The organism is Glycocaulis abyssi (assembly GCF_041429775.1).
GTDB lineage: Bacteria > Pseudomonadota > Alphaproteobacteria > Caulobacterales > Maricaulaceae > Glycocaulis > Glycocaulis abyssi.
Genome location: NZ_CP163421.1, coordinates 699,290 through 724,023, shown reverse-complemented (window position 1 = coordinate 724,023; position 24,734 = coordinate 699,290). Strand labels below are relative to the sequence as shown.

Here is a 24,734-nt window from a genome sequence, read left to right as displayed (position 1 = left end):
CCTTATTTCGGGCCAAGGTCAATGAGGGCGCGGGCGGCATTGACGCTCGCGCCCTCGCCGTTTCCCGCCATGCGTTTCGTGGTTTCCACCAGCGCCTTGGAGACCGCGCGCCGGTGTTCCGCGTCATCGAGCAGCCTTGCCATTTCCGGCACCAGATATTCGGGCACGGCGCGGTTCTGCAGACGTTCGGGCAATAGCTCCCGGCCGGCTGCCAGATTGACCAGGCTGACATAGGGCGCCTTGAGCATGAAGTTCCAGGCGATGGTCCAGGCAACAGGCCCCAGCCGGTAGCCGACCACGCCCGGCACGCCCATGCGTGACAGCTCCAGTGTTACCGTACCGGAGCACGCAAGGGCGGCATCGGCAGCGGCAAAGGCGTCGAGGCGCTCTTCCGGTCCCACCACGATCATTCCAGAGAGCGTATCGCGGCTCGCCAGACGGTCGCGCACAGACTCCGCGACCGACGGCGCCACTACCGTCACCAGACGCAGGTCAGGGCGGTCTTTCGCCAGCGCCTCGGCCGTATCGGCAAAATCATCAAACAGCCTTTCGACCTCCGCCTTCCGGCTGCCAAACAGGACCAGCATGACGCGCGCATCGTCAGCAATTGCGTGCTGGCGGCGGAAGCCTGCGCCGTCCCCGGTCAGATCGCGTTCCAGCGCGGGATTGCCCACCACGATGGTCGGCAGGCCGTAGGGCTCAAAATACTCCGGGTCGAATGGATGAATGGCCAGAAGATTGTCGACCGCCCGCGCAAGCGTCTTGGCCCGGCCGGGCCGCGTCGCAAAGGCTTGCGGGCCGATATATTTGACGATGCGCGCCCCCGGGCAGGCTTCACGCACTTTCCACGCCACGCGCAGCATGAAGCCCCAGGAATCGATCAGCACGACCTGATCGGCATTGAACGCTGCCGCCGCGCGCGCACACGCATTCGCGCGCTCATGCACCTGCCGCCAGACGCGCAAGCCGTCAAAGAGGCCCAGAACCGACAGCGCTGACAGATCGATATCAGTGGCGACGCCTTCAGCCGCCATGGCTTCCCGGCCCACGCCGGCAATCTCCACGTTCGGGTTTGCGGCGCGCAAGGCGCGGATAAGCTCGGCGCCCACCATGTCGCCAGAGGGCTCGGCGGCCACGACAAATACGCGTAAAGGCCGGTTAGCGGAGGCCATGGGAGTTTGTCCGTTCAGCTGTCCGGCGAAACGCCGATAACGAATATGCCGTGGCGGCGCGCGGCGTCGTCAACGGCGTCACTGCCCAGGATCAGCGCCGCACCCGCCTCTACAGCGATACCTGCAAGCCCCGCTGCGGCCGCCCGCTCAACCGTTTCTACCCCCACGACCGGAAGATCGATCCGGCGCTCCTGCTGCGGTTTTGGACGCTTGGCCAGAACACCGCGCGGGGTCTGGCGCGTGCCGCGAATATTCTCCGGCAGGCTGGCGACGCGTTCCAGCATGGCGTCAGTGCCTTCCTGCGCCTCCAGCGCCAGCACCAGCCCGTCGCACACGACGGCGCCCTGCCCGGCATCCAGCGCCCCGATAGCGGCCGCCATCTGCATGGCCTTGGCGATGTCAGGCTGGTGAGGCCCGGCATCTACATCGCCGCCAATCATTCCGGCGGGCGCCAATAGGGAGGAGGACAACTCGTCTGCGCCCACAACCTTCAATCCGCGTGCCTCGAAAGCCTTTACCACCACGCGAAGCAGCGCGTCGTCGCCGCGCACGGCAGCGGCGAGCAGTTTTGGCAGAAGCTTCGCGCCCTCAAGGTCCGGCACGAAGCTGCGAAAATCAGGACGCGTCACGATGCCGGCAAAACAGACCGCATCACATCCTGCAACCCTGAGATCTTCCACCACATGGCCGAACTGGCCGATCGTGCGCACCAGCGGATCGGTGTAGTCGGCCGGATCAGCAAAGCCGGACAGCGCAATCACACAGCCAAGCCGTCCGTCAGCTTCACACGCCTGCGCCACCAGGCGCGGCAATGTACCGCCACCTGCGATCAGGCCAAGGCGTGTCCAGCTGGTGTCCATCAGCGCCTAGCCCTGTTCGGGGCCGCAAAGCGGGCGTGCTGCTGGCGCCTTCACGAAATTGATGATTTCCATCACTTCGGGGCGCTGCTCGAACAGGCGGCTGGCATCCTCTACCCGTTCAGAAAACGCGCCTTCTGCGGCAAATACCAGCCGGTAGGCGGCGCGCAGATCGTGGATGAGGTCGCGTGAAAAGCCGCGCCGCTTCATACCCACCAGATTCAACCCGGCCAGATAGCCGTGATTGTCGACCATGCCATAAGGGATGATGTCGCCCGTCACCGGCGCGCCGCCGCCTACAAACGCATAGCGGCCCACGCGGCATTTCTGATGAATGGCTGATAGCCCGCCCATGATGACGTAATCGCCTATCACTACCTCGCCGCCGAGCGTAGCATTGTTGGCGAACACCACATTATCGCCAACGATGCAGTCATGCCCGACATGGGCACCGACCATGAAATAGCCCCCGGAGCCAACGCGCGTCGTGCCGCGGGCGGTCTCGGTGCCCAGATGCATGGTCACGTGCTCACGCATCGTGTTGCGGTCGCCGATCACCAGGCTGACATCGCCGCCCTTGTATTTGAAATCCTGCGGCGGCGAGCCGAGCGCCGCAAACGGGTGCACCAGGCAGTCAGCACCGATTTCCGTCTGGTTGCGCACGCTGACATGGGAGACGAGACGTGTACGGTCCCCGATCTTCACTTTCGGACCGATCTGGCAGAACGGTCCGATTTCGACATCCTTGCCCAGCTCGGCTCCCGGTTCGACAATCGCGGACGGGTGGATAAACGTGCTCACGATGCCTCTCCCTGGCGCTGCGCCGATGTCGCGGAGAACGCGGCATCGGCCACTTTCACCCCGTTGACCAGCGCGTCGCCCTCAAACCTGAACAATCCTCTGCGGTTGGCGACCACACGGACCGGCATCTCCAGTACATCGCCCGGACGCACCGGCTTGCGAAACCGCGCCCTGTCCACGCCGATAAACAGAATCACGGTGTTGGAGATATCGGCGTCGAGTGTTTTCGACATCAGCAAGGCGCCTGTCTGTGCCAGCGCCTCTATCATCAGCACGCCGGGCATGACGGGATTTTCGGGGAAGTGGCCCTGAAAATAGGGCTCTCCGGCTGACACGCATTTGATGCCGGTTATGGACTCGCCCTCGACATAGCTATGCGCGCGATCCACCAGCAGAAACGGGAACCGGTGCGGCAGGCGCATCAGGATTTCATCCGGCCCGATAACACTGGCAAGGTCGGTCATGCGCACCCCATTGCTCACCAGAAGGTCACTCGTCATCCTTGTCCTGCCCTGCAGCGCGGCCAGCGTCAACCGTGCGCCGTTTCGGCGCCGCCAGGCGTTTGAGCACGGCAAGCTCGCGAAGCCAGCTTCGGATAGGCTGGGCAGGCTGTCCGGCCCAGGTTTCACCCGCTGGCACATCTCCGGCTGGTGAGGCATTGGCCGCAAGCCGCACCCCGTCACCAATGGTGACGTGGTCAACGACCCCGACCCGGCCACCGAACTGGGCTCCGCGGCCGATATTCACGCTGCCTGAAACCCCCGCGAACGCGGCCATCAACGTGTGGGCGCCCACCTGAACATTGTGCGCGATGTGACACAGATTATCGAGCTTCACCCCATCGCCCAGCACGGTGTCGCCGAACATCCCGCGATCTATGGTGCAGTTGGCGCCGATACGTACATCGCCGCCGATCACGACGCGGCCGAAATGGGGAAGTTCCAGAAGACCTTGCGGGCCTGGCACCAGGCCAAAACCGGCCTCGCCGATCACGCTGCCCGGTCCGATCCGGCAATTGCGCCCGATCACCGCAAATCCGATGACAGCACACGCGCCAACATGTGTGCCATCGCCGATCTCGACGCCGGTGCCGATGACCGCGTTCGGACCGATATGGCAGTTCTCGCCAATAGATGCACCGGCACCGACATAGACGCCGGGACTGATAACCGCGCCCTGCCCGATTACAGCGGAGGGGTGGATCGCGCTGGAGGAATCATTGCCGCGCGGGGCAATCACCCGTGGTGCCATGACAGCAAAGGCTGCCTTGGGGTGTTTAACCGTAATCAGCGCCGATCCGGGATGAAAACTCTGGCCTTTCAGCGCTTCTGCGGACGCGATGATGACGCATGGGTGGGAGGCAATTGCCTCCAGCGCTTTCGTTGACTCAACGAATACCAGCGCTCCGGGGGATGGAGCGCTGGCGGAGGCTACATCAACAGCGCTGCAAACAGGATTGCCGGCGAGCTCGGCATCGAGCTCGCCGGCAATGTCCTTCGCGTTCAGCTCGCCGACACGGTGATAAAACCGGAAGTCAACGGCCACTGGACTAACGTCTACTGACCATTCTCGGGCGCGCGGACACGCGTCACCGGCGTCGTCTGGATACGCTGGTTCAGACGCTCGACCACCGTAGACGTCACATCCACGCTGTCAGCCGCGAAAACGACCTGCGAACGGTCAAGGAGCACAGTCGCATTGCGCTCGTTCACGACCTCCTGAAGGACGGCTTCCAGCGCCTGCAGAACAGGCTGGAGGGCCTGACGCTCGGTCGCCACAAGCTCCTGCTGACGCAAACGGCGCAGACGCTCAAGCTGCTGGGCGTTCTGCTGCAGCTGCTGAGCGCGCTGGATAAGGTCCGGGCGCTGCTGAATGGCTTCCTGGCTGAGAGCCGACGTTTCTGCCTGCAGGGCTTCGTTCTCCTGCGTGAGAGGCTGAGCTGCCGCCTCCAGTTCGGTCTGGATTTCACGGCCGATCACCTCCAGCTGGCCGGCAATATGCCGCCCGACCTGGCTTTCGGTCAGAATGGTCTCTTCGTTAATCACCAGAATGTTCTGTGCGTGAGCGACGCCGAGCGTGCCCAGAGCAAGAACGATACCGGCAAAAAACGCACGCAAGCGCTTGCTTGCAATCCGGCTGGCTTGGAAAGTCATGATGTTAGAACCCTGTGCTTGTGCTGAAACGGAAGAACTCTCGGCGATCATAGTCCTGATAAACCACGGCCTCGGCAAAATCGAAGCGCACGGGGCCGAATGGCGAGTCCCAGAAAATACTGACGCCAACCGACACGCGCGGTGCCAGCTCATCGATAGTGAAGGGCGATGTTGTTCCACCTGCGTCAGCAATCTGGTCAACTGAAGGCAGAACACCCATCGTCCCGAACTCGGTAAACACGCTGCCGCGGACGCCATACTGCTCAGGCAGGCCCAGCGGGAAGCCCAGCTCAAGCGCACCGATAGCATAGAAATTGCCGCCCAGCGCATCACCCCGGACAAGCTGGCCGTCTGCGTTACGCTGAACCACGCGCGGCCCTATGCCGGCAGTTTCAAAGCCACGGAAGGAATTGCCGCCCTTGAAGAAGCGGTCATTGATGCGCACGTCATCGCCGCCCCAGCCGACGATCAGTCCTGACTCGCCAGTCAGGCTGAGAACAACATCCGGCCGGAAGACGTTACGATAGATCGATCCGCGCCCTTCGGTGCGGATATATCGCACATCCCCGCCAAAACCGGCCAATTCCTGGTTCAGGCTCAGCCGGAAACCGTTTGTCGGCATCTGGAAGTCGTTGACCCGGTTCCAGGCCACCGAATACCCGACAAGAGAGGTCAGGCGCGATCCGGCGGCGCGGGCAATCGCACTCGACACGCCGGAGAAAGTCCGCACCTCATCGTTACGGAGCGTGAAATTCACCCCTGCCTCAACCGACGCTGTAAGCGGGAAGCCGGTACGAAGGCTGAAACCTGTGGATTCTGTCTCAAACGAGGCTTCGCGCGAGAAGTTGGAGCGGACCTGGAACAGGTCGAAGCCCGCCGCCAGATTGCGATCCAGGAAACGCGGCTCGGTGAAGCGGATATCGATCTGACGGCGGCGCGAGCTTTCAGACACGCGCAAGCGCAGGAACTGGCCGCGGCCGCGCAGATTGCGCTCGGACACCGAAAAATCGACAAGGAATGAGTCGGTCGACGAGTAGCCTACGCCGAACGCCAGCTCGCCCGTCGGCTGCTCGGTCACGGCAACCTGCAGCTGCGCGCGATCTGCGCTGCTTCCCTGTACGGGTGTAATCTCGACGTCTTCAAAGAAGCCCAGACGGCGGACGCGCTGGCGTGACAGATTGACCAGCACCTGGTTGAACGCGTCGCCCTCGACCAGTTCCATCTCGCGCCGGATCACGCGGTCCAGCGTACGGGTATTCCCCGCAATATCGATCCGCTCGATATACACGCGCGGTGCCGGGTTGATGACGTATTCGATGTCTACGGTTTGTGTCTCGCGGTTCGTGCGCACGCGCGGACGCACATCCACGAACGCATATCCCGCCGCACCCGCAGCAAATGTCAGCGTGTCTACCAACTCCTCAATACGACTGCCCACATACAGCGCATCAGGCCGGGTCGACACGATGGCTTGCAGATATTCCGGGTCGAGATCTTCAATCTCGGTCGTAACCGTGATCTCGCCAAAGCTGTAAACCTGCCCTTCGTCGACCGTGTAGGTGACGTAGAATCCCGACTGGTCGGGCACCAGCTCGGCGATAGCCGAACTCACGCGGAAGTCGGCATAGCCCCGGTCGGCATAGAATTCGCGCAACTGCTCGCGGTCAAACTCGAGCCGGTCGGGATCGTAATTGTCATTCGAATCGAAGAACCGCCACCAGCGCGACTCGCTGGTCACGACTTCTCCGCGCAAACGCCGGTCAGAATAGGCCCGGTTGCCGACAAAATTGATCCGCCGGACGCCTGTCGTCGGCCCTTCGGAAATCTCGAACACCAGATCCACGCGGTTCTGCGGCAGCTCCACGATCTGTGGATTCACCTGGACGGCAAAACGTCCAGACCGGCGATATACCTCAAGGATGCGCTGAACATCCGCCTGCACGCGGGTGCGCGTGAACAGGGCGCGCGGGCCGAGCTGTATCTCGTCTGTAATCCGGCTGTCATTGATCGCCCGGTTACCTTCCAGCACGACCCGGTTGATGACCGGATTCTCGCGCACATAGACGATCAGTGTGGCCTCTTCGATCGCGACCCGGACGTCGGCAAACAGATTGGTCGCAAACAGCGTCTGGATAGACAGGTTAATCAGGCGCGGGTCTGCCACGTCACCAGGGCGAACCAGCATGTAGGACAGGATGGTATCCGCCTCGACGCGCTGATTGCCCTCAACAAATATCTGAAGGATCCGGGGAGCTTCCTGATTTCCCTGCGCACCCGGCAATTCCGCAGCGGCGGCGTCTTCGCGGGCCGGCTGGGCATGGGCGAGCGGCGAGCACAGAAGCGCCAGGGCCGCTATCGTCCAGACGAAAACCTTCATTGACTGCACCACCCTGGTCCCGTTCCGCCAGCCATCAGGAGAAGAGGCCGGCCAGATAATTCAAATCATTCCATGTGGCGACCACCATCAGCCCGAGTATCAGCGCCAAGCCGGCCTTGAGGCCAAGCGACTGAACCGAGGGGCTGGGTGGATGTTTCGCCACGGCTTCGTAGGCGTAATACACAAGGTGGCCACCGTCTAGAACCGGGATTGGCAGGAGATTCATCAATCCGATCGCCACGGACAGGATTCCGGCCAGCAGAATGAGATTGGTAGCCAGACGCATCAGCGCTACGCCGACATCATAGCCGCTGCCGTCTTCCGCGCCCGGATCGCTGACGGCAATGTTGGCGACCTGCCCAGCCGTAGTCGCGATGCCCAGCGGGCCATTTATGTGTTCGAGCGACGCCTGGAACGTGACCAGCCGTGCCAGATAATCAACAATTGTTACCAATACGCGGCCCGTCTGGGTGACGCCGTGACCTACCGCCTCAACGGGACCGAACCGGCGCTGCATGATTTGCGCTTCGGGAGACAGGCCAACACCCAGAAAGCCGAACGCGCGCGTGCCGCCCAGCCCGTCAGCACGCATTTCCCGGCGCGGCGTGGCGTGCAGGGTCAGCTCCTCGCCGTCGCGTTCCACGGTAAAGCGCATGGGCTGTCCTGCCCGCGTCATCACCGCCTGTGAAAGGTCGGTGAAGGTGCGGACGCGCTGACCATCAATTGTGAGCAGCAGATCGCCGGTCTGGAAGCCTGCCGCTTCGGCGGGGCTTTCAGCCGTGATCTCGCCGATGAGCGGCTCAATGGTCGCCTCGCCGCGGGCCATGCCGACCGCGGCAAAAAGGACTATGGCGAGCAGAAAATTGGCCGCCGGACCGGCCAGCACGATGATCGCGCGCTGCCATACCGGTTTGAAATGAAACACCTTGCCTGCGTCGGCGCGCGCGGCCTTCAGCCGCTCTAGCGTTGCCAGATCGCGGGCACTGGCTGCATCGGCATCACCCAGAAAGCGGACATAGCCACCCAGCGGCAAGCCGGCGATACGCCAGAGCGTACCTTTTCTGTCATGCCAGCTGGCCAGGGTCGGGCCGAACCCGATTGAAAACACTTCCGCGTGCACGCCGAAATACCGGCCTGCCAGATAGTGACCAAGCTCATGGATGACCACGACAAACGAGATCACGGCCACAAAGGCCGCGACGCTGAGCAGTCCCGATCCAAGCAAGTCCGTCACGCTGCCTTATGCTCCCTGTACGCGGCTGGCGCTATGCTGCGCGCGCGCCTTCACCAGCGATGCCGCCAGCTCGCGTGCCGCAGCGTCCGCCGCATATACCGTATCGAAATCGGTCAATGAACCTCTGGCTACCCCCTCACCCCGCTCCAGAGACTCCGCAACGATTGCGGCGATGTCAAGGAAGCCGACATGACCATTCAGAAAGGCATCAACCGCAATCTCGTTGGCCGCGTTCAGTACCAGCGGGCTGGTACCGCCCTGCCGGAACGCATCGCGCGCCAGTTCGAGCGCCGGAAAGCGCTCCGGATCAGGCGCTTCAAAGGTCAGCCTGCCCAGGGCTGGCAGATCAAGACGCGAAACACTGGTCTCCATACGGTCCGGCCAGCCCAGCGCATGGGCTATCGGCGTGCGCATGTCCGGCGTGCCCATCTGGGCCAGAAGCCCGCCATCATAATGCTCCACCAGCCCGTGCAGGATCGATTCAGGGTGGACGATCACATCCACCTTTTCCGGCGGCAGGGCGAAGAGATGGCAAGCCTCGATAACCTCCAGGCCCTTATTCATCATCGTCGCCGAATCCACCGAGATCTTGGCACCCATTGACCAGACCGGGTGGGCGACGGCGTCGCGCACGCTGGCGCGCGCCATGGTCTCAAGGCTGGAATTGCGGAACGGGCCGCCAGATGCGGTCAGGATGATCCGGCGCACATTGGCGGGATCGCTGCCGCCAAGCGCCTGAAAGACCGCATTGTGTTCAGAATCGACCGGCAGAACCGTCGCGCCTGAGCGGCGTGCGCTCTCCATGAATAGCGGGCCGGCACACACCAGCGCTTCCTTGTTGGCCAGCGCGACGACCTGGCCGCGTTTTACGGCTGCCAGCGTGGGCGCTAGCCCGGCCGCGCCGACAATCGCCGCCATGGTCCAGTCGGCTTCCATGGACGCGGCTTCAGCGACGGCTGACGGCCCTGCACCCCATTTGAGACCGGAACCGGCCAGCGCCGCCTCCAGCACAGGTGCGTGACGCGCATCGCCAAGTGCCGTAAAGCGCGGACGCAGGCGCAGGGCGATGTCTGCCAGCTCCTGCGCGCGGGTATTGGCCGTGAGCGCTACAAGCTCGTAGCGGCCCTCCGGCGCGGCACCGATCAGGTCCAGCGTCGCCAACCCGACAGAGCCCGTAGCCCCCAGAATGGAGATCGTGCGCGTCATCTAGATACCACTGCCCGGCCAGCCAGCGGGAGCCAGCATTGCAAACAGGCCGGCAAAAACGGTCGCAAGCATCAAGGCATCCACCCGGTCGAGCACCCCGCCATGCCCGGGGATCAGCGTGCCTGCATCCTTCACGCCAAACCGGCGCTTGGCGAGTGACATTACCAGATCACCCGCAACAGCCGTGCCAGCAGCCGGCAGAGCTGCGGCCAGGGCATAAGCCGGGTCCAGCCCCCACAGCCCTGCCACAATCACCCCGGCAGCCGCGCCGCACCCGACACCGGCGACCAGCCCGGTCCAGGTCTTGTTGGGACTGGCCGCGGGCAGAAGCTTCGGACCGCCAAGCCAGGTGCCCGCCAGATAGGCGAACGTGTCAGCCGCCCACACCACCGCCAGCAGGAACAGGACCGCGCCCAGCCCGCCATCCATACCGCGCAAGCCGACAAGAATACTCGCCGCGCTGGCGACATAGATCACACCCAGCGGAGCCTCCCACGCCCTGCCCCGCCTGCGCCGGTCGAGATAGGCTGATACCGCACCGGCCAGCACCCACAGGGCGCACCACGCCCACTCGCCACTGGCTGCCAGCAGGACGCTGCCGACGGCCGTTCCGGTGGCAATCGAGAAGGCGCGCGGCGGCGCATCGCGGTCAGACATGCGCACCCACTCCCACGCCATGGCGGCGGCGAAGGCAGCCACGAAAATCGCGAACGGATAGCCGCCATACCACACCAGGCCGAGCGCCAGCGGCGCCAGCACCAGCGCGGACGCCAGCCGGCGCAGGAAAACCGGGTCGCGCGGTCCGGGAAGGCGTGCCAACAAACTCACGGGCGCCCGCCAAACCGGCGACTGCGTGACTGGTAGATGCCAATCGCCTCTTTCATGTGATCGATGGAAAAGTCCGGCCACAGCACATCCATGAAGACCAGCTCCGAATACGCGCCCTGCCAGAGCAGGAAGTTGGATATGCGCATTTCGCCGCTGGTGCGGATAATCAGGTCCGGATCGGGCAGCCCGCTGGTATCCAGGCGGGCGGCGAAGGCTTTTTCGTCAATCTCGCCCTGCAGGGCGCCGGCCTGAAACTCCGCGAGCAAGGCTCTGACCGTCCGGACGATTTCGTCGCGGCCGCCATAGTTGAAGGCCACATTGAGATTGAAGCGCGTATTGACGGCAGTGCGGGCCTCAGCCCGGTCAATGATCTCGCGGATGTCGGCGGACAAGCCGTCCCGGCTGCCCAGGATGCGCACCCGCACGCCATTTTTCGCCAGATCGTCCAGATCCGCGTCGACAAACTGCTTGAGCAGGTCGAAAAGCGTACTCACCTCTTCGGTGGACCGCCGCCAGTTCTCGGTAGAAAATCCGAACAGTGTCAGATGAGTAACGCCTAGGTCGGCAGAGCCACGCACAAGCGCGCGAACCGCCTCTACGCCCTGACGATGCCCCATGGCCCTTGGCAGGCCGCGCGCCGCAGCCCAGCGCCCGTTACCGTCCATGATGACGGCCACGTGACGCGGCACGGTGATCTGGCCGCCGGGTTCAGCTGACATCGCAAACAGTCCTCCCCGGACCTGTCAGACAGCAAACAGGTCATCAGACCTGCGTGATTTCGTCCTGCTTGGCTTTCAGGAGCTCGTCAATCGAGCCGATGCTGTTATCGGTCGCCTTCTGGACCTGATCGGAATAGCGCTTGTGCTCATCCTCGCTGATCAGATTGTCCTTCTCGGCGCGCTTGAGCGCTTCCATGCCATCACGGCGGACATTGCGCACCGCCACGCGGGCCTGTTCGGCATAGCTTCCGGCTGTCTTGGCAAGCTCGGCGCGGCGTTCTTCGTTGAGCGGCGGGATCGGAATGCGGATCAGCGTGCCTTCCACCACCGGATTGAGACCCAGCGATGAGTTGCGGATCGCCTTGTCGACAGCCGGTGCCAGATTCTTGTCCCAGACCTGGACCGACAGCATGCGCGGCTCCGGCACAGAGACCGTCCCCACCTGATTGATCGGTGTGGGGCTGCCATAGGCGTCGATCTTGATCGGATCGAGCAGCGCAATGCTGGCGCGACCGGTTCGCAGCCCGGCGAACTCCTTCTTCAGTGCTTCCACAGCGCCGTCCATGCGGCGCTCAATGTCCTTGAGATCAAAATCGCCAGCCTTGCTCATGCTGTCCTCACTGTTTCATCGCCGGCCGGGGCCCGACCACGGTGCATACACCCCGTCCGTCGAGCACATCGGCCAGGCCGTTTGTACGGTGGATATCGAACACGACGATGGGAATCTGGTTGTCGCGCATAAGCGTGACGGCTGATGCGTCCATGACCTTCAGGTCGCGCGCGATCACGTCCAGGTAATCCAGCTGGTCATAGCGCTCGGCCTTCGGGTCTTTCTTGGGATCAGCCGAATACACGCCGTCAACCTGGGTACCCTTGAACAGCGCGTCACAGCCCATCTCTGCTGCGCGCAGCGCTGCCGCCGTGTCGGTGGTAAAGAAGGGATTGCCGGTACCAGCCGCGAAAATGACCACCCGGCCCTTTTCCATGTGGCGGACCGCCCGGCGGCGGATATAGGGCTCGCACACCGTCGTCATGGGGATGGCAGACTGGACACGTGTCTGTACGCCCCGGCGCTCCAGCGCCGTCTGCATGGCCAGCGCGTTCATCACCGTCGCCAGCATGCCCATATAGTCCGCCGCAGCGCGGTCCATGCCCTTGGCGGCTGCCTGCAGGCCACGGAAAATATTCCCGCCGCCAATCACCAGACACATTTCATATCCGGCCTTCACCGCAGCGCCGACTTCCTCGGCGATGCGTTCGGCCGTTTCCATGTCGATCCCGTAGGACTGGCTTCCCATCAACGCTTCGCCCGAAACCTTCAAAAGGACCCTGCGATAGGGTCCGGAGGGAACCGGGCGGGCGTCGGCGGGAATCTCGCTCACGGGGATCGTTGCTCCGTTCTGGAAAGCAGTTCCGGCGGCTGGATGATCCAGCCGCCGGAGGTATTCAGATCACGATTTGCCGAGCGCGGCCACTTCGGCAGCGAAATCTTCTTCTTTGCGCTCGACGCCTTCACCGAGCACCATGCGGACAAAGCCGGTGAGCTTGATGGGGGCGCCTGCATCCTTGGCCGCCGCCGCAATGGCGCCTTCAACCGTCAGATCCGGATCAAAGACGAAGACCTGCTTTAACAGCACGACTTCCTCGTAGAATTTGCGAAGGCGCCCTTCCACCATCTTCTCGATAATGGCTTCGGGCTTGCCGGACTGGCGTGCCTGGTCAGCAAACACGGCCTTCTCACGCTCGATGACGTCAGCAGACAGCTCGTCCACATCGACCGCCAGCGCCACAGCCGGCGAACCGGCGGCAACGTGCATGGCCACCTTGCGGCCGAGCTCTGCGAGCACGGCCTTGTCGCCGGTGGACTCCAGAGCCACCAGCACGCCGATCTTGCCAAGCCCGTCGGCCGCAGCGTTGTGGACATAGCTGGCCACCACACCGGCATTGACCGACAGGGCCGACACACGGCGCAGGGACATGTTCTCGCCGATCTTGGCGATCAGATTGGTCAGACTGGCTTCCACGGTTTCACCAGAAGCCATCTTGGCCTGGCGCAGGGCATCAACATCGCCTGCATCAATGCCCAGCGTGGTGATTTCGGAAACAGCAGCCTGGAACAGCTCGTTACGCGCGACGAAATCGGTCTCGGCATTCACCTCGACCGCAGCCGCCGCCATACCGTCGCCCCGATCAACCGACGCGACGCCGACCAGACCGTCAGCGGCAACACGGTCAGCTTTCTTGGCAGCCTTGGACAGGCCCTTCTTGCGAAGCCAGTCAATGGCGGCTTCGACGTCACCATTGGTTTCGGCGAGCGCTTTCTTGCAGTCCATCATGCCCGCGCCGGTGCGTTCGCGCAGGTCCTTGACGAGAGCGGCTGTGATCTCGGCCATGGGGAGTCTCCTGTTATTTTTTGTGTCGTTCGACTTAGGCTTTGGCGTCTTCGCTGGCAGGCTCGGCCGCAGCGGCCTCACCTTCCGCGGGGGCCGCATCAGCCGGCGCCTCGGGGGATTCTTCGGCCAGCGCAGGCTCCACAACCGGGTTTACCGCAGCGCCCATATCGACGCCCAGCGATGCCTGGCTGTCAGAAATGCCGTCCAGCACCGCATCGGCGACGAGGTCGCAGTAAAGCGCGATGGCGCGGGCCGCATCATCATTGCCGGGGATCGGGAAATCGATCGGATCGGGATCGCAATTGGTATCAACCACGGCCACGACCGGAATGTTCAGACGGCGGGCTTCCTGGATCGCGATCGCTTCCTTGTTGGTGTCGATCACGAAGATGAGGTCCGGCGTGCCGCCCATTTCCTTGATTCCGCCCAGCGAGCGCTCAAGCTTCTCGCGTTCGCGGGTGAGCATCAGGATCTCTTTCTTGGTGAGGCCCTGCGGGCCGCCATCCTGATCGAGAATGCCTTCCAGCTCACGCAGGCGGGCGATCGAAATAGAGATCGTGCGCCAGTTGGTCAGCGTGCCGCCGAGCCAGCGATGATTCATGTAGTACTGCGCGCAACGCTGTGCAGCCTGCGCGACCGGCTCGGACGCCTGACGCTTGGTGCCGACAAACAGGACGCGGCCGCCATTGGCGGCAACTTCGCGCACCTTCACCAATGCCTGGTGGAGCAGCGGAACCGTCTGTGACAGGTCAATAATGTGGATGTTGGAACGCTCACCGAAGATGAACGGACGCATCTTGGGGTTCCAGCGGTGGGTCTGGTGACCGAAGTGCGCACCAGCTTCAAGGAGCTGACGCATGGAGAAGTCAGGAAGGGCCATATCGATTTTCCTTTTCCGGTTGGCCTCCGCAGGGCGGAGCCGGTCTCCCTGCAAAACAGGAAAAGCCAGGCACCGGATCGACGGGTCCGAACACCGAACCTGCCGTTGCCCCACGTGCGGGATTGCGGGCGCGCTTATAGGCGTGCTTTGCCTTGCAGACAAGCGCCCGTGTGCGGTGAGCGGCCAGAACGCCGCCGCGCCCGCCGGTCAGACAGCCAGCGCCTCGACCGCGCTGACGCCCGGCACTTCTTTCAGCGCGCTGCGCAAGGCCGGATCAAGCCGGTATCCGCCTGGCAGGCGTACGCGCGCCCGCGCGCGTCCATCCACCGGCAAATCGAGCACCACGACCCCGCGCGCCTCGCCTCCAGCCTCGCCCAGGCGCGACAGCCGGGCATGAATGCCCTCCAGCGCGGCCGCATCATCAAGTTCCACGCACAGGCCGGGCAATTGTGCCTCACGCAGGAGCCCTTCCAGAGGCTCACAGCCATCCATGATGAGGCGTATCTGCTCATCCTGATCCTCGACGCGGAAGGTGGCGAGAACGCCTTGCCCAGCCTCCAGCAGGTCGCGCACCTCGGCAAACACCTTTGGCGGCACCAGCGCCTCGAACTCTCCGCTGGGATCAGACAGGGTGAGGAAGGCAAAGCGTTCATTGGAACGGCGGGAGATTTTCTCCTGACGGCGCCGGACGATGCCGGCCATACGCGCCGCCCTTACCCCGCCCTCCTGGACGCGCTGGACCAGTTCCGACCAGCCGATCGCGCCGCGCCGGGCGAGCACCTCGCTGAACGCATCAAGCGGGTGACCGGACAGGTAGAAGCCGATGGCTGCCAGCTCTTCGTCGAGGCGGCGCGACGCCTCCCATGGCTCTGCTGCTGGCAGGTCGGGCCGTTCAAGCGCAACCTTGTCGCCGCCCCCTCCGCCAAACAGGGAAACTTGTGCTGAATCGCGTTCGGCCTGCGCGGCCTGCGCAATCGCGCACAGCGTTTCAGCAGCGGCCATGACGCGCGCCCGGTCCGGCTCGATACTGTCAAAAGCCCCTGCCCTTGCCAGCGTTTCGAGCAGGCGCTTGTTGATATTGCGCGCATCCACGCGCGCGGCAAAATCATAAAGGTCCGCAAACGCGCCGCCATTACTGCGCGCGCGCACCACCTCCTCCATGGCGCCCATGCCGGCACTGCGCACTGCGCCCAGACCGTAGCGCACCGCGCCGTCCTCGACCGAAAAATCGGCCAGGGAGCGGTTGATGTCCGGCCCCAGCACCGCAACGCCCATATGGCGGCACTCCTGGAAGAACACGGCAAGCTTGTCGGTATTGGCCGCGTCGAGGCTCATCAGCGCGGCCATGAACGCGACCGGGTGATGTGCTTTGAGCCAGGCTGTCCGATAGGCGATGAGCGCGTAGGCCGCCGCGTGGGATTTGTTGAAGCCGTAACCGGCAAATTCGGCCACGAGGTCGAAAATGTAAGAGGCTTTCTCCTCCCCAACCCCGCGCTCGGCCGCGCCTTTGAGGAAGCGCTCTCGCTGCTTGTCCATCTCCTCCTTCTTCTTCTTGCCCATGGCGCGGCGCAGAAGATCGGCCTCGCCGAGCGAGTAGCCGGAGAGTATCTGGGCGATCTGCATCACCTGTTCCTGATAGATGATGACCCCGTGGGTCTCTTTCAGGACAGGCTCCAGATCGGGATGGAGGAAGTCAGGTTCAGACCGGCCGAACTTGCGCTCGACATAGATGTCGATGTTCTTCATCGGGCCGGGACGATAGAGCGAGATCAGCGCGATAATGTCTTCAAACGTGTCCGGCTTCACCTTTTTCAGCGTGTCGCGCATGCCGGAACTTTCCAGCTGGAACACGCCGATCGTGCTGCCCAATGCCATCAGCGCATAGGCCGCCGGGTCATCGAGCGGCACCGCATCCAGATCAATGTCTTCGCCCGTGGACGCCTTGATATACTCCACCGCACGCGCCATCACAGTCAGCGTTTTGAGGCCCAGAAAGTCGAACTTCACGAGGCCCGCGGGCTCCACCCATTTCATGTTGAACTGGGTGGCGGGGATATCAGAGCGCGGATCGCGGTAGAGCGGCACAAATTCGGTCAGCGGCCTGTCACCGATCACGATGCCGGCTGCGTGTGTGGAGGCGTTCCGGTAGAGCCCTTCCAGCTGCAGCGCGACGGTCATCAACCGGTCAACGGCCGCATCCTCGCGGCGCATCGCTTGCAGCTTGGGTTCGGTGTCCACCGCCTCGGCCAGCGTGACAGGCTGGGCCGGATTGTTCGGGACCAGCTTGGCAATCCGGTCCACGACAGGAAACGGTATCTGCAGGACACGCCCGACATCGCGCACGACTGCGCGCGCCTGCAGCGTGCCAAAAGTGATGATCTGCGCGACGCGGTCAGAGCCATAGCGCTCCTGCACATAGCGGATGACCTCGCCCCGGCGTTCCTGACAGAAATCGATATCGAAGTCCGGCATGGAGACGCGTTCGGGGTTCAGGAAACGCTCGAACAGAAGCCCAAAGCGCAGCGGATCGAGATCGGTAATGGTCAGCGCCCAGGCCACGACAGAACCGGCACCCGAGCCCCGTCCCGGCCCGACCGGAATGCCTTGCGCCTTGGACCACTGGATGAAGTCGGCAACGATGAGAAAGTAGCCGGGGAAACCCATCCGCTCGATCACGCCCAGCTCGAAGGCCAGCCGGTCCTCGTATTCCTTCACGGACGCCGCCGGTTCCACCGCCTCCAGACGTGCCTTGAGTCCGGCCTGCGCCCGCGCGGCGAGCTCTTCCGCCTCGGTGCGCCCCTCAAGCCCCGGAAAGCGTGGCAGCACCGGATCGCCTGTACGCGGCCGGTAGGCGCAGCGGCGCGCAATATCCACCGTATTCGCGATGGCCTCCGGCAGGTCGGAGAACACCGCCGCCATTTCAGCGCCGCTCTTGAAGTAGTGCTCCGGCGTCACCTTGCGGCGGTCATCGACGATTACATAGGTCGACTGAGCGATGCACATCAGTGCGTCGTGCGCTTCATGGCGTTCGGCGGTGGCAAAGTACGGCTCATTGGTCGCCACCAGCGGCAGGCCGCGCGCATAGGCAACCGGGATCAGCCAGTCCTCGGCTGTCACATCATCGGCCCGTCCATGGCGCTGCAGCTCGATATAGAGCCGACTCGAAAATGCCTCGCAAAGCCGGTCCAGCACTGCCTCGGCCCGCGGCGCCTTGCCGGAGACAACCAGACGGTTGAGCACCCCGTCATATCCGCCTGTGAGACAGATCAGACCTTCGCTGTGCTCCAGTATCGCGCTGAGCGGCACCGAAGGCTCGTCAGCAGGGCCGACATCGAGATAGGCGGAGGAGGAGAGCGAAACGAGATTGCGGTAACCGGCCTCGTTCTGGACCAGCAGAACGAGCGTGCCAGTGGGGACAATTCTCTCCCCGGGCCTCTCCGCTTCCAGCTTCACAGACAGTGTGCAGCCGATGATCGGCTGCACGCCTGCACCGGACAGATATTCGGAAAACTCAAGCGCGCCGAACAGATTATTGCTGTCGGTCAGCGCCAGCGCAGGCATATCCATCTCGCCGCAGAGCTTTGCCAGCTCCGGAATGCGCGTCGCCCCTTCCAGCAGGGAATAGGGCGAGCGGCTGCGTAGATGGACGAATGCGCTATCGTTCATACCCGTCTCCTGTAGCCCCACCCGTTAGGCAAGCCGCCAACTCTCGCCGGATTCGGACGGGCCACCGACCTGCCATGTCAGCCCTAGCCTATGAGCGCCGTGCTCCATGTCAGCACAACGGCCACGAACCCTAGCGTAACAAAGGCGGTGCTGGCTTCTTCGATCAAGCGCTTCATGTGAGAACTCCTGTTGATATCGATGATATTCGCTGTTTGTTCTCCTTGAAATATTCGCCTTTTGTTCCGCCGTCAAGCAGAATCGGCCCAGCTGCGGGCACAAAGTCCGTCCGCGTTGATTTCATGGGAAAATCAGGATGCCGTCAGGCCGCGACAACGCGGCCATTCTCCAGCGTGACGACCCTGTCCATCCGCCCCGCAAGCGCGAGATTGTGGGTGGCGACAAGAGCCGCCGCACCCGCCTCGCGGCACGCCGCCGCCAGCGCGTCAAACACCTGATCGGAGGTCGCCGGATCGAGATTGCCAGTCGGCTCATCGGCCAGCACGACACGCGGCTCGCCCACCAGCGCGCGGGCGATGGCCACGCGTTGCTGCTCCCCGCCGGAAAGCTGCGCTGGCAGGTGTGTGAGCCGGGCGCCAAGGCCGAGCTTGGTCAGCCAGTCGCGCGCCTTGCCACGCGCCTTCGCCTTGCTCTCGCCCGCGATCAGGCGCGGCAGGGCAACATTGTCCAGCGCATCAAGCTCAGGCAGCAAATGGTGGAATTGATAGACAAATCCGATTTCCCGCCGGCGCAGTGCGGTACGTCCGCGTTCGTTCAGCGCCAACCCGTCAATGCCCGCAACCCGCACCGACCCGGCATTGGGCTTTTCCAGCAGAGCCGCTGCGTGCAGCAGCGAGGATTTTCCCGAACCGGAGGGGCCGACAAGGCCGACCAGCTCGCCGGGCATCAGGTCGAGATCGGCGCCGCTCAGCACCTCGATCAGCTCGGCATCGGTCTGGTACTGGCGCACCAGGCCGCGAATGGAGAGAGCCGGATCACTCATAGCGCAGCGCCTCCACCGGATCGATCCGCCCTGCCCGCCAGGATGGCGGCAGCGTGGCGATCAGCGCGGTGGCAAAGCCCCACACGGCCACGAACGCCACTTCAGCCCAGTCCAGCCGGGCAGGCAGGCGGTAGAGCATGTAGACCGACGGATCGAACACATCAACGCCCGTCACGAAGGCGAGGAAATCCTGTATCGGGCCGATAAATATGGCGATCAGCACGCCCAGAATGATGCCCGTAATAGTACCCAGCACGCCGATGGCCGCGCCGGAGATGAGGAATACGCGCATCACCGCGCCCTGCGTCGCGCCCATCGTGCGCAGGATCGCGATATCGCGGCTCTTGTTCTTCACCAGCATGACAAGGCCCGAAATGATGTTCATCGCCGCAATCAGCACGATGATGGACAAGATCATCCGCATCGCCATGCGTTCCACCTGCAGCGCCGTCCACCAAGACTGGTTCTGCCGGCGCCAGTCGAACACGGCAGAGCCTGCGGGCACCAGCTCGCGCACCGCCGCCACGACCGCCTCGGGATCATCGGGATTGGTGATGCGGATATCGATATAGTCCGCCCCGCCCGATCGTCCGAAAAACAGGGCGGCCTGCTCCAGCGGCATGAAGACATAGATCCGGTCAAGATCGAGAACGCCCATGGAAACAACGCCTTCCACGACATAGCTCTTGCGCCGTGGCACGGTGCCCATGGGCGTGGACGCGCCCTGCGGTGCCAGCAGTGTCACCGTGTCGCCCGCGCTGACGCCCAGCTGTGCGGCGATGCCGGAACCGATCAATATGCCGTCGCCGCCATTATGGCCGACACCGAAATTATCGGCAGACCCTTGCACGATGCCGCCGCCCGCCGCAGCGGCCTCACCTTCACCGGCAATGAGGTCGAACTGGCTGAGATCAGAGGGACGCACGCCGATCACCTGCGCGCCGGAGGCGGCACGCTCGGAGCTGATCAGGGCCTGCGCCGCGATGATCGGTCCGGCCTGGCGCACGCCCGGCACCTGATTGATCCGGTCCACCAGATCACCCGTCAGCGCCGCGCTTTCAGCGGTGTAGACATAGACATGCGGCTGCACGCCCAGAAGGCGCGACAGCAATTCGTGGCGAAAGCCATTCATGATCGACATGACGGCAATCAGGGCGGTTACCGCCAGCGTGATGCCGATGAAGGAAATCACCGATATCAGCGTCACCCCGCCATGCTTGCGCCGGGTTCTGAGATAACGGAAAGCCAGCAGGAATTCCCAGGCGCTGAACGCGCCTGCGCCTTTGCTATTGCCTGGCTGTGCTTTCGCTGCGCTCATTTGCCCGCCTGCACGGTCGTGAGCTGCGAGAGTGCGCTTTCAAGGCTGGCTTCAAAGCGCTCGCCGGTGGCGCGCCGCTTGATCTCCACCTTGCCCTCTTTCAGCCCGCGCGGGCCGATAATGAGCTGCCAGGGCACGCCGATCAGGTCCATGGTGGCAAACTTGCCGCCGGGACGCTCATTGGTGTCGTCAAGCAGCGGGTCCTTGCCAGCCTTCACCAGCGCGTCATAGGCGCTCTGGCAGGCCGCATCGGTATCCGCATCACCGGGTTTGAGATTGATGATGCCCACGCCGAAGGGCGCGACGCTTTCCGGCCAGATACACCCGGCCTCGTCATGGTGCGCCTCGATGATCGCGCCCAGAAGCCGTGACACGCCTACCCCGTAGGAGCCCATATGGACCGGCCGGTCCTTGCCGTCAGGATGGGTGACGTTCGCGCCCAGCGGCTCCGAGTACTTGGTGCCGAAATAGAAGATATGGCCCACTTCAATGCCGCGCGCCGAAAGGCGCCGCTCCTCAGGCACTTCCGATGCAAAGCGGTCCGCCTCATGCATTTCCTCGGTCGCGGCATAAAGCGAGGTGCGCGCATCAACGAGCGGCTGGAGATCGCCCTCAAAGTCCACATCAAGACCCGGCGCGCCCATATCGACGAGGGCTGAATCGCAGAACACCTCGCTCTCCCCGGTCTCGGCCAGGATGATGAATTCGTGACTGAGATCACCGCCGATAGGGCCGGTATCGGCGCGCATGGGCACGGCTTTCAGGCCCAGCCGGTCGAACGTGTTGAGATAGGCCACGAACATGCGGTTATAGGCGCGGCGGGCCGATGCCTCGTCCAGATCGAACGAATAGCTGTCCTTCATCAGGAATTCGCGCCCGCGCATCACGCCGAATCGGGGCCGGATCTCGTCGCGGAACTTCCACTGGATGTGATAAAGGATCTTCGGCAAGTCCTTGTAGGACCGGCAGTATGAGCGGAAAATCGCCGTGATCATCTCCTCATTGGTCGGCCCGTAGAGCAGGTCGCGCTCATGGCGGTCGACAATGCGCAGCATCTCCTTGCCATAGCCGTCATAGCGCCCGCTCTCGCGCCAGAGATCGGCCGGCTGCAAGGTCGGCATGAGCAGCTCGATCGCCCCTGCCCGGTCCTGTTCCTCGCGCACGATCTGTTCGATTTTCTTGAGCACCCGGAAGCCCAGCGGCAGCCAGGAATAAACGCCGGCGGCTTCCTGCCGGATCATCCCGGCACGCAGCATCAGCCGGTGCGAGACGATCTGCGCATCGGCAGGCGTTTCCTTCAGGACGGGCAGGAAAAAGCGGCTAAGGCGCATGGAAACGGTCTCGCGTCAGGGCGGGTTGAACAACTGGATCAACGATTAGACCGCACCGTCAACACCCGCAAGGCACGCATTGCGGCTAAGGTGGTTGAAACGTGTCATGGCCCGCGCCTTCAGGGTTTCTTCCCCCGCCTGCGGGGGGAGTGGTCCGAAGGACCGAGGGGGGGGTAAAACGAAAACTTCCCCCCTCCGCCTTCTTCGAAGGCACCTCCCCCGTAAACGGGGAAGGAAAGAGCAGCACGCTCCGAGCATGAATCACCAGCACAAGCCGGGTGATGACAATGCAGGCAAGCCAGACTGCAGGCTACCGGTACTCCGGACCCCAGAGCGTGTTGAGGTCGATAATCCCCAGCTCCATCACCGCGAAGAAAACCAGCCAGAGCACGCTGGTCAGGACAGTGGTCAGGAAGGCTTTCTCCTTCAGGCGCGGATTCACCGGCGCACCGGGTTCGGAGCCCTCGACGATCTCGCCGGTCTCGTACTGTCCCTGTATGCGAAAGGGCAGCACGGTGAAAATCACGATCCACCAGGTGATGAGATAGACCACCAGCCCTTCAACGAAGCCAACCTCGCCAGAGGGGGTGAATAGCTGGGCAAACATGATCACCGGCGCCAGCACGGCGAGGAATATGGCGAGATAGCGAAAGGCGGGCTGGACGGTGATGGGGAAACGCTCTGCCATCAGTGCGCTCCCTCGCCCGGTGCCTGCATCAGCTCGACCAGCACGCCGCCCGTATCCTTGGGGTGGACGAAGATCACCGGCACGCCGTGCGCGCCGATATAGGGCTCGCCGGTGCCGAGCACTGTTGCGCCGCGTTCACGCATCGCATCACGTGCTGCCACTATGTCGCTGACTTCAAAGCACATATGGTGCTGGCCACCCTTCGGATTCTTCTCCAGGAATTTGTGGATCGGGCTGTCAGCGCCCAGCGGTTCGATCAGCTCGATCTGCATGTTCGGCACGGAGACGAACACGACGCGCACACCCAGATGCGGAAAATCCTTCGCCTCGGTCGCGTCTGTCGCGCCATAGAGATCGGCATAGGTTTTCGCCGCCGCCTTCACGTCCGGCGTGGCTACGCCGACATGGTTCAATCGTCCGATTTTCATGGACACGCCTTCCCTAGACCATCAATACCATGGCTTCGACGATGGGCTTCTTGCCCCAGAGCCGGTTGGCCTCGCGGCGCACGGCCTGTCTCACCACTTCCTCCACCTCGTCCTCGTCGCGGCGCGCCTTGTTACCCATTTTGGCAAAGGCACGCTCGGCGGCATCGGCCAGAGCGTCGAGGAATTCATCCATATCATCACCGCCCGTGTCGGGTACGCCCAGCGCCCGCAGGTCCGGACCGGACACGATCTCGCCCTTGCCGGAGACAGCCATCGCCACGCTGATCGCGCCGCCATAGGCCATTTTGCGCCGTTCGCGCATGGAGCTCGCCTCGGCATCCACGATGAAATTGCCATCGAGATGCAGGCGGCCTGCCGGTGCCTCATCGATAATGCGCGCGCCGTCCGCATTGATGGCAATCAGGCTGCCATTCGCCGGAATGACGGCGGAGGGCACGCCAAGCTGCTTGGCGTAGGCCGCGTGTTCGATCAGATGGCGCGCCTCGCCATGCACGGGGATCGCCACTTTCGGCTTCGCCCATTCATACATCTGCTTGAGCTCATCGCGGCAGGGATGGCCGGAGACGTGGATATGCCGGTCGCGCTCGGTGATGATCTTCACGCCGCGCAGGGCCAGCCTGTTCATCAGATCATAGATACTGCGCTCATTGCCGGGGATCACGCGCGAGGAAAAGATGACCGTATCGCCGTCGGTGAGGGTCACATTGCGGTGCGAACGGTCAGCGATACGCGAGAGCGCGGCTCGCGGCTCGCCTTGTGATCCGGTGCAGACAAAGGCGATCTTGTCGCTAGGGAAATAGCCAGCCTCTTCCTCTTCGACGAAGGGCGCGCAGGACTGCAACAGCCCCACAGACTTCGCCGCACCCGCCATGCGGTGCATGGAGCGGCCAACCAGGCAGACGCGCCGGCCATTGGCCTCAGCCGCCAGGATAGCCGTTTCAAGGCGTGCGACGTTGGAGGCGAAGGCAGCAATCGCCACCTTGCCCTTCTGCTCGGCGATGACCTTGGTCAGGCTTTCGCGTACGCCGGCTTCAGAGCCCGCTTCGCCTGGCGTGAACACATTGGTGCTGTCACACACCATGGCCAGAATGCCCTCACGGCCCAGCGCCTTGATGGCTTCGGGATCGGTTGGCGCGCCGATCAGGGGTTCGGGATCGATCTTCCAGTCGCCGGTGTGCAGGATCAGACCCGCAGGTGTGCGGATGGCTAGACCGTTCGGCTCAGGGATGGAGTGGGTCAGCGTGATGAGTTCAAGGTCGAACGGGCCGATATCGAACCGGCCGGTCAGCGAAATCTCGCGCACCTTGGCTTCATTCGACAGGCCACGCTCGGCCAGCCGGTCACGCATCAGATAGGCGGTAAAGGGCGTAGCCCAGATGGGGCAGCGTAGCCGCTCCCACAGATAGGCCACCGCGCCCATATGGTCTTCGTGGGCGTGGGTCAGCACGATACCGAGAAGCTGGTGCTTGCGCTCTTCGATGAAGCGCGGGTCGGGCATGATGACGTCAACGCCGGGCGTCGTCAGATCACCGAATGTCACCCCGCAATCAACGATGATCCATTTGCGGTCCTCTTCCGGCCCGAAGCCGTAGAGGTTCAGATTCATGCCGATCTCGCCTGAACCGCCCAGCGGCAGGAAATAGACCGTGTTTTCACTCTCAC

Annotated in this window: 22 protein-coding genes; all 22 read right to left on the bottom strand. The window is 63.3% G+C overall.

Translation table 11 applies throughout. From position 1 onward, the window contains the following. Positions 1 to 2: 2 nt before the first annotated feature. Positions 3 to 1,172: a lipid-A-disaccharide synthase gene (lpxB, locus tag AB6B38_RS03615; RefSeq protein WP_371394391.1), complete on the bottom strand. Its 1,170-nt coding sequence runs from the start codon at positions 1,170 to 1,172 to the stop codon at positions 3 to 5. A gap of 14 nt (positions 1,173 to 1,186) precedes the next feature. Beyond that, positions 1,187 to 2,032, bottom strand: coding sequence for an LpxI family protein (locus AB6B38_RS03610; RefSeq protein WP_371394390.1), 846 nt, complete (start codon positions 2,030 to 2,032; stop codon positions 1,187 to 1,189). 6 nt (positions 2,033 to 2,038) lie between these two features. Beyond that, entirely contained in the window at positions 2,039 to 2,830 is a 792-nt protein-coding gene (gene lpxA, locus AB6B38_RS03605; RefSeq protein WP_371394389.1) for an acyl-ACP--UDP-N-acetylglucosamine O-acyltransferase, read from the bottom strand. Then, positions 2,827 to 3,294, bottom strand: a complete 468-nt coding sequence (fabZ, locus tag AB6B38_RS03600) for a 3-hydroxyacyl-ACP dehydratase FabZ (RefSeq protein ID WP_371395068.1) — start codon at positions 3,292 to 3,294, stop codon at positions 2,827 to 2,829. The genes lpxA and fabZ overlap by 4 nt, the downstream gene beginning before the upstream one ends. A 25-nt stretch (positions 3,295 to 3,319) precedes the next feature. Further along, the gene (gene lpxD, locus AB6B38_RS03595) at positions 3,320 to 4,375 is read right to left on the bottom strand and encodes a UDP-3-O-(3-hydroxymyristoyl)glucosamine N-acyltransferase (protein ID WP_371394387.1); all 1,056 of its coding nucleotides are present in this window, start codon (positions 4,373 to 4,375) and stop codon (positions 3,320 to 3,322) included. A gap of 11 nt (positions 4,376 to 4,386) precedes the next feature. Further along, the gene (locus AB6B38_RS03590; protein ID WP_371394385.1) at positions 4,387 to 4,983 is read right to left on the bottom strand and encodes an OmpH family outer membrane protein; all 597 of its coding nucleotides are present in this window, start codon (positions 4,981 to 4,983) and stop codon (positions 4,387 to 4,389) included. Positions 4,984 to 4,987: 4 nt separating this feature from the next. Next, positions 4,988 to 7,360, bottom strand: a complete 2,373-nt coding sequence (bamA, locus tag AB6B38_RS03585) for an outer membrane protein assembly factor BamA (protein ID WP_371394384.1) — start codon at positions 7,358 to 7,360, stop codon at positions 4,988 to 4,990. Positions 7,361 to 7,394: 34 nt separating this feature from the next. Further along, positions 7,395 to 8,594 (bottom strand): RIP metalloprotease, encoded by a 1,200-nt coding sequence (locus AB6B38_RS03580; protein WP_371394383.1) that lies wholly within the window; start codon positions 8,592 to 8,594, stop codon positions 7,395 to 7,397. A gap of 6 nt (positions 8,595 to 8,600) precedes the next feature. Continuing rightward, entirely contained in the window at positions 8,601 to 9,800 is a 1,200-nt protein-coding gene (gene dxr / locus AB6B38_RS03575) for a 1-deoxy-D-xylulose-5-phosphate reductoisomerase (protein ID WP_371394382.1), read from the bottom strand. Further along, positions 9,801 to 10,628 carry a phosphatidate cytidylyltransferase gene (locus AB6B38_RS03570; protein ID WP_371394381.1) on the bottom strand — a complete coding sequence of 276 codons (828 nt, stop codon included), beginning with the start codon at positions 10,626 to 10,628 and terminating at the stop codon, positions 9,801 to 9,803. Next, positions 10,625 to 11,347 (bottom strand): isoprenyl transferase, encoded by a 723-nt coding sequence (locus AB6B38_RS03565; RefSeq protein WP_371394380.1) that lies wholly within the window; start codon positions 11,345 to 11,347, stop codon positions 10,625 to 10,627. The genes AB6B38_RS03570 and AB6B38_RS03565 overlap by 4 nt, the downstream gene beginning before the upstream one ends. Before the next feature lie 43 nt (positions 11,348 to 11,390). After that, positions 11,391 to 11,957, bottom strand: a complete 567-nt coding sequence (gene frr, locus AB6B38_RS03560; protein ID WP_371394379.1) for a ribosome recycling factor — start codon at positions 11,955 to 11,957, stop codon at positions 11,391 to 11,393. A gap of 7 nt (positions 11,958 to 11,964) precedes the next feature. Then, entirely contained in the window at positions 11,965 to 12,720 is a 756-nt protein-coding gene (pyrH, locus tag AB6B38_RS03555; RefSeq protein ID WP_371395067.1) for a UMP kinase, read from the bottom strand. Positions 12,721 to 12,798: 78 nt separating this feature from the next. Then, positions 12,799 to 13,740 (bottom strand): translation elongation factor Ts, encoded by a 942-nt coding sequence (gene tsf / locus AB6B38_RS03550; protein WP_371394378.1) that lies wholly within the window; start codon positions 13,738 to 13,740, stop codon positions 12,799 to 12,801. 34 nt (positions 13,741 to 13,774) lie between these two features. Further along, the gene (gene rpsB, locus AB6B38_RS03545; RefSeq protein WP_371394377.1) at positions 13,775 to 14,620 is read right to left on the bottom strand and encodes a 30S ribosomal protein S2; all 846 of its coding nucleotides are present in this window, start codon (positions 14,618 to 14,620) and stop codon (positions 13,775 to 13,777) included. A gap of 207 nt (positions 14,621 to 14,827) precedes the next feature. Further along, a complete protein-coding gene (dnaE, locus tag AB6B38_RS03540) occupies positions 14,828 to 18,286 on the bottom strand; it encodes a DNA polymerase III subunit alpha (RefSeq protein WP_371394376.1) in 3,459 nt (1,152 codons plus the stop codon). Between the two features lie 319 nt (positions 18,287 to 18,605). Next, positions 18,606 to 19,286: an ABC transporter ATP-binding protein gene (locus tag AB6B38_RS03535; protein WP_371394375.1), complete on the bottom strand. Its 681-nt coding sequence runs from the start codon at positions 19,284 to 19,286 to the stop codon at positions 18,606 to 18,608. Continuing rightward, positions 19,279 to 20,604 (bottom strand): lipoprotein-releasing ABC transporter permease subunit, encoded by a 1,326-nt coding sequence (locus AB6B38_RS03530; RefSeq protein WP_371394374.1) that lies wholly within the window; start codon positions 20,602 to 20,604, stop codon positions 19,279 to 19,281. The genes AB6B38_RS03535 and AB6B38_RS03530 overlap by 8 nt, the downstream gene beginning before the upstream one ends. Beyond that, positions 20,601 to 21,935 (bottom strand): proline--tRNA ligase, encoded by a 1,335-nt coding sequence (proS, locus tag AB6B38_RS03525; protein ID WP_371394373.1) that lies wholly within the window; start codon positions 21,933 to 21,935, stop codon positions 20,601 to 20,603. Before proS ends, AB6B38_RS03530 begins: the two co-directional genes overlap by 4 nt. A 310-nt stretch (positions 21,936 to 22,245) precedes the next feature. Next, on the bottom strand, positions 22,246 to 22,623 hold the full coding sequence (locus AB6B38_RS03520; protein ID WP_371394372.1) for a DUF1467 family protein: 378 nt from the start codon (positions 22,621 to 22,623) through the stop codon (positions 22,246 to 22,248). Continuing rightward, positions 22,623 to 23,051 (bottom strand): methylmalonyl-CoA epimerase, encoded by a 429-nt coding sequence (gene mce / locus AB6B38_RS03515; RefSeq protein WP_371394371.1) that lies wholly within the window; start codon positions 23,049 to 23,051, stop codon positions 22,623 to 22,625. Before mce ends, AB6B38_RS03520 begins: the two co-directional genes overlap by 1 nt. A 13-nt stretch (positions 23,052 to 23,064) precedes the next feature. Continuing rightward, positions 23,065 to 24,678, bottom strand: coding sequence for a ribonuclease J (locus tag AB6B38_RS03510; protein WP_371395066.1), 1,614 nt, complete (start codon positions 24,676 to 24,678; stop codon positions 23,065 to 23,067). Between the last annotated feature and the right edge of the window lie 56 nt (positions 24,679 to 24,734).

What these genes read in the sequence shown, in the direction of transcription:
- lpxB (WP_371394391.1), bottom strand. Translation starts at nt 1,172, where the DNA reads ATGGCCTCCGCTAACCGGCCTTTACGCGTATTTGTCGTGGCCGCCGAG.
- AB6B38_RS03610 (WP_371394390.1), bottom strand. Translation starts at nt 2,032, where the DNA reads ATGGACACCAGCTGGACACGCCTTGGCCTGATCGCAGGTGGCGGTACA.
- fabZ (WP_371395068.1), bottom strand. Translation starts at nt 3,294, where the DNA reads ATGACCGACCTTGCCAGTGTTATCGGGCCGGATGAAATCCTGATGCGC.
- AB6B38_RS03590 (WP_371394385.1), bottom strand. Translation starts at nt 4,983, where the DNA reads ATGACTTTCCAAGCCAGCCGGATTGCAAGCAAGCGCTTGCGTGCGTTT.
- bamA (WP_371394384.1), bottom strand. Translation starts at nt 7,360, where the DNA reads ATGAAGGTTTTCGTCTGGACGATAGCGGCCCTGGCGCTTCTGTGCTCG.
- dxr (WP_371394382.1), bottom strand. Translation starts at nt 9,800, where the DNA reads ATGACGCGCACGATCTCCATTCTGGGGGCTACGGGCTCTGTCGGGTTG.
- AB6B38_RS03565 (WP_371394380.1), bottom strand. Translation starts at nt 11,347, where the DNA reads ATGTCAGCTGAACCCGGCGGCCAGATCACCGTGCCGCGTCACGTGGCC.
- frr (WP_371394379.1), bottom strand. Translation starts at nt 11,957, where the DNA reads ATGAGCAAGGCTGGCGATTTTGATCTCAAGGACATTGAGCGCCGCATG.
- tsf (WP_371394378.1), bottom strand. Translation starts at nt 13,740, where the DNA reads ATGGCCGAGATCACAGCCGCTCTCGTCAAGGACCTGCGCGAACGCACC.
- rpsB (WP_371394377.1), bottom strand. Translation starts at nt 14,620, where the DNA reads ATGGCCCTTCCTGACTTCTCCATGCGTCAGCTCCTTGAAGCTGGTGCG.
- dnaE (WP_371394376.1), bottom strand. Translation starts at nt 18,286, where the DNA reads ATGAACGATAGCGCATTCGTCCATCTACGCAGCCGCTCGCCCTATTCC.
- AB6B38_RS03535 (WP_371394375.1), bottom strand. Translation starts at nt 19,286, where the DNA reads ATGAGTGATCCGGCTCTCTCCATTCGCGGCCTGGTGCGCCAGTACCAG.
- AB6B38_RS03530 (WP_371394374.1), bottom strand. Translation starts at nt 20,604, where the DNA reads ATGAGCGCAGCGAAAGCACAGCCAGGCAATAGCAAAGGCGCAGGCGCG.
- proS (WP_371394373.1), bottom strand. Translation starts at nt 21,935, where the DNA reads ATGCGCCTTAGCCGCTTTTTCCTGCCCGTCCTGAAGGAAACGCCTGCC.
- AB6B38_RS03520 (WP_371394372.1), bottom strand. Translation starts at nt 22,623, where the DNA reads ATGGCAGAGCGTTTCCCCATCACCGTCCAGCCCGCCTTTCGCTATCTC.
- mce (WP_371394371.1), bottom strand. Translation starts at nt 23,051, where the DNA reads ATGAAAATCGGACGATTGAACCATGTCGGCGTAGCCACGCCGGACGTG.
- AB6B38_RS03510 (WP_371395066.1), bottom strand. Translation starts at nt 24,678, where the DNA reads ATGAATCTGAACCTCTACGGCTTCGGGCCGGAAGAGGACCGCAAATGG.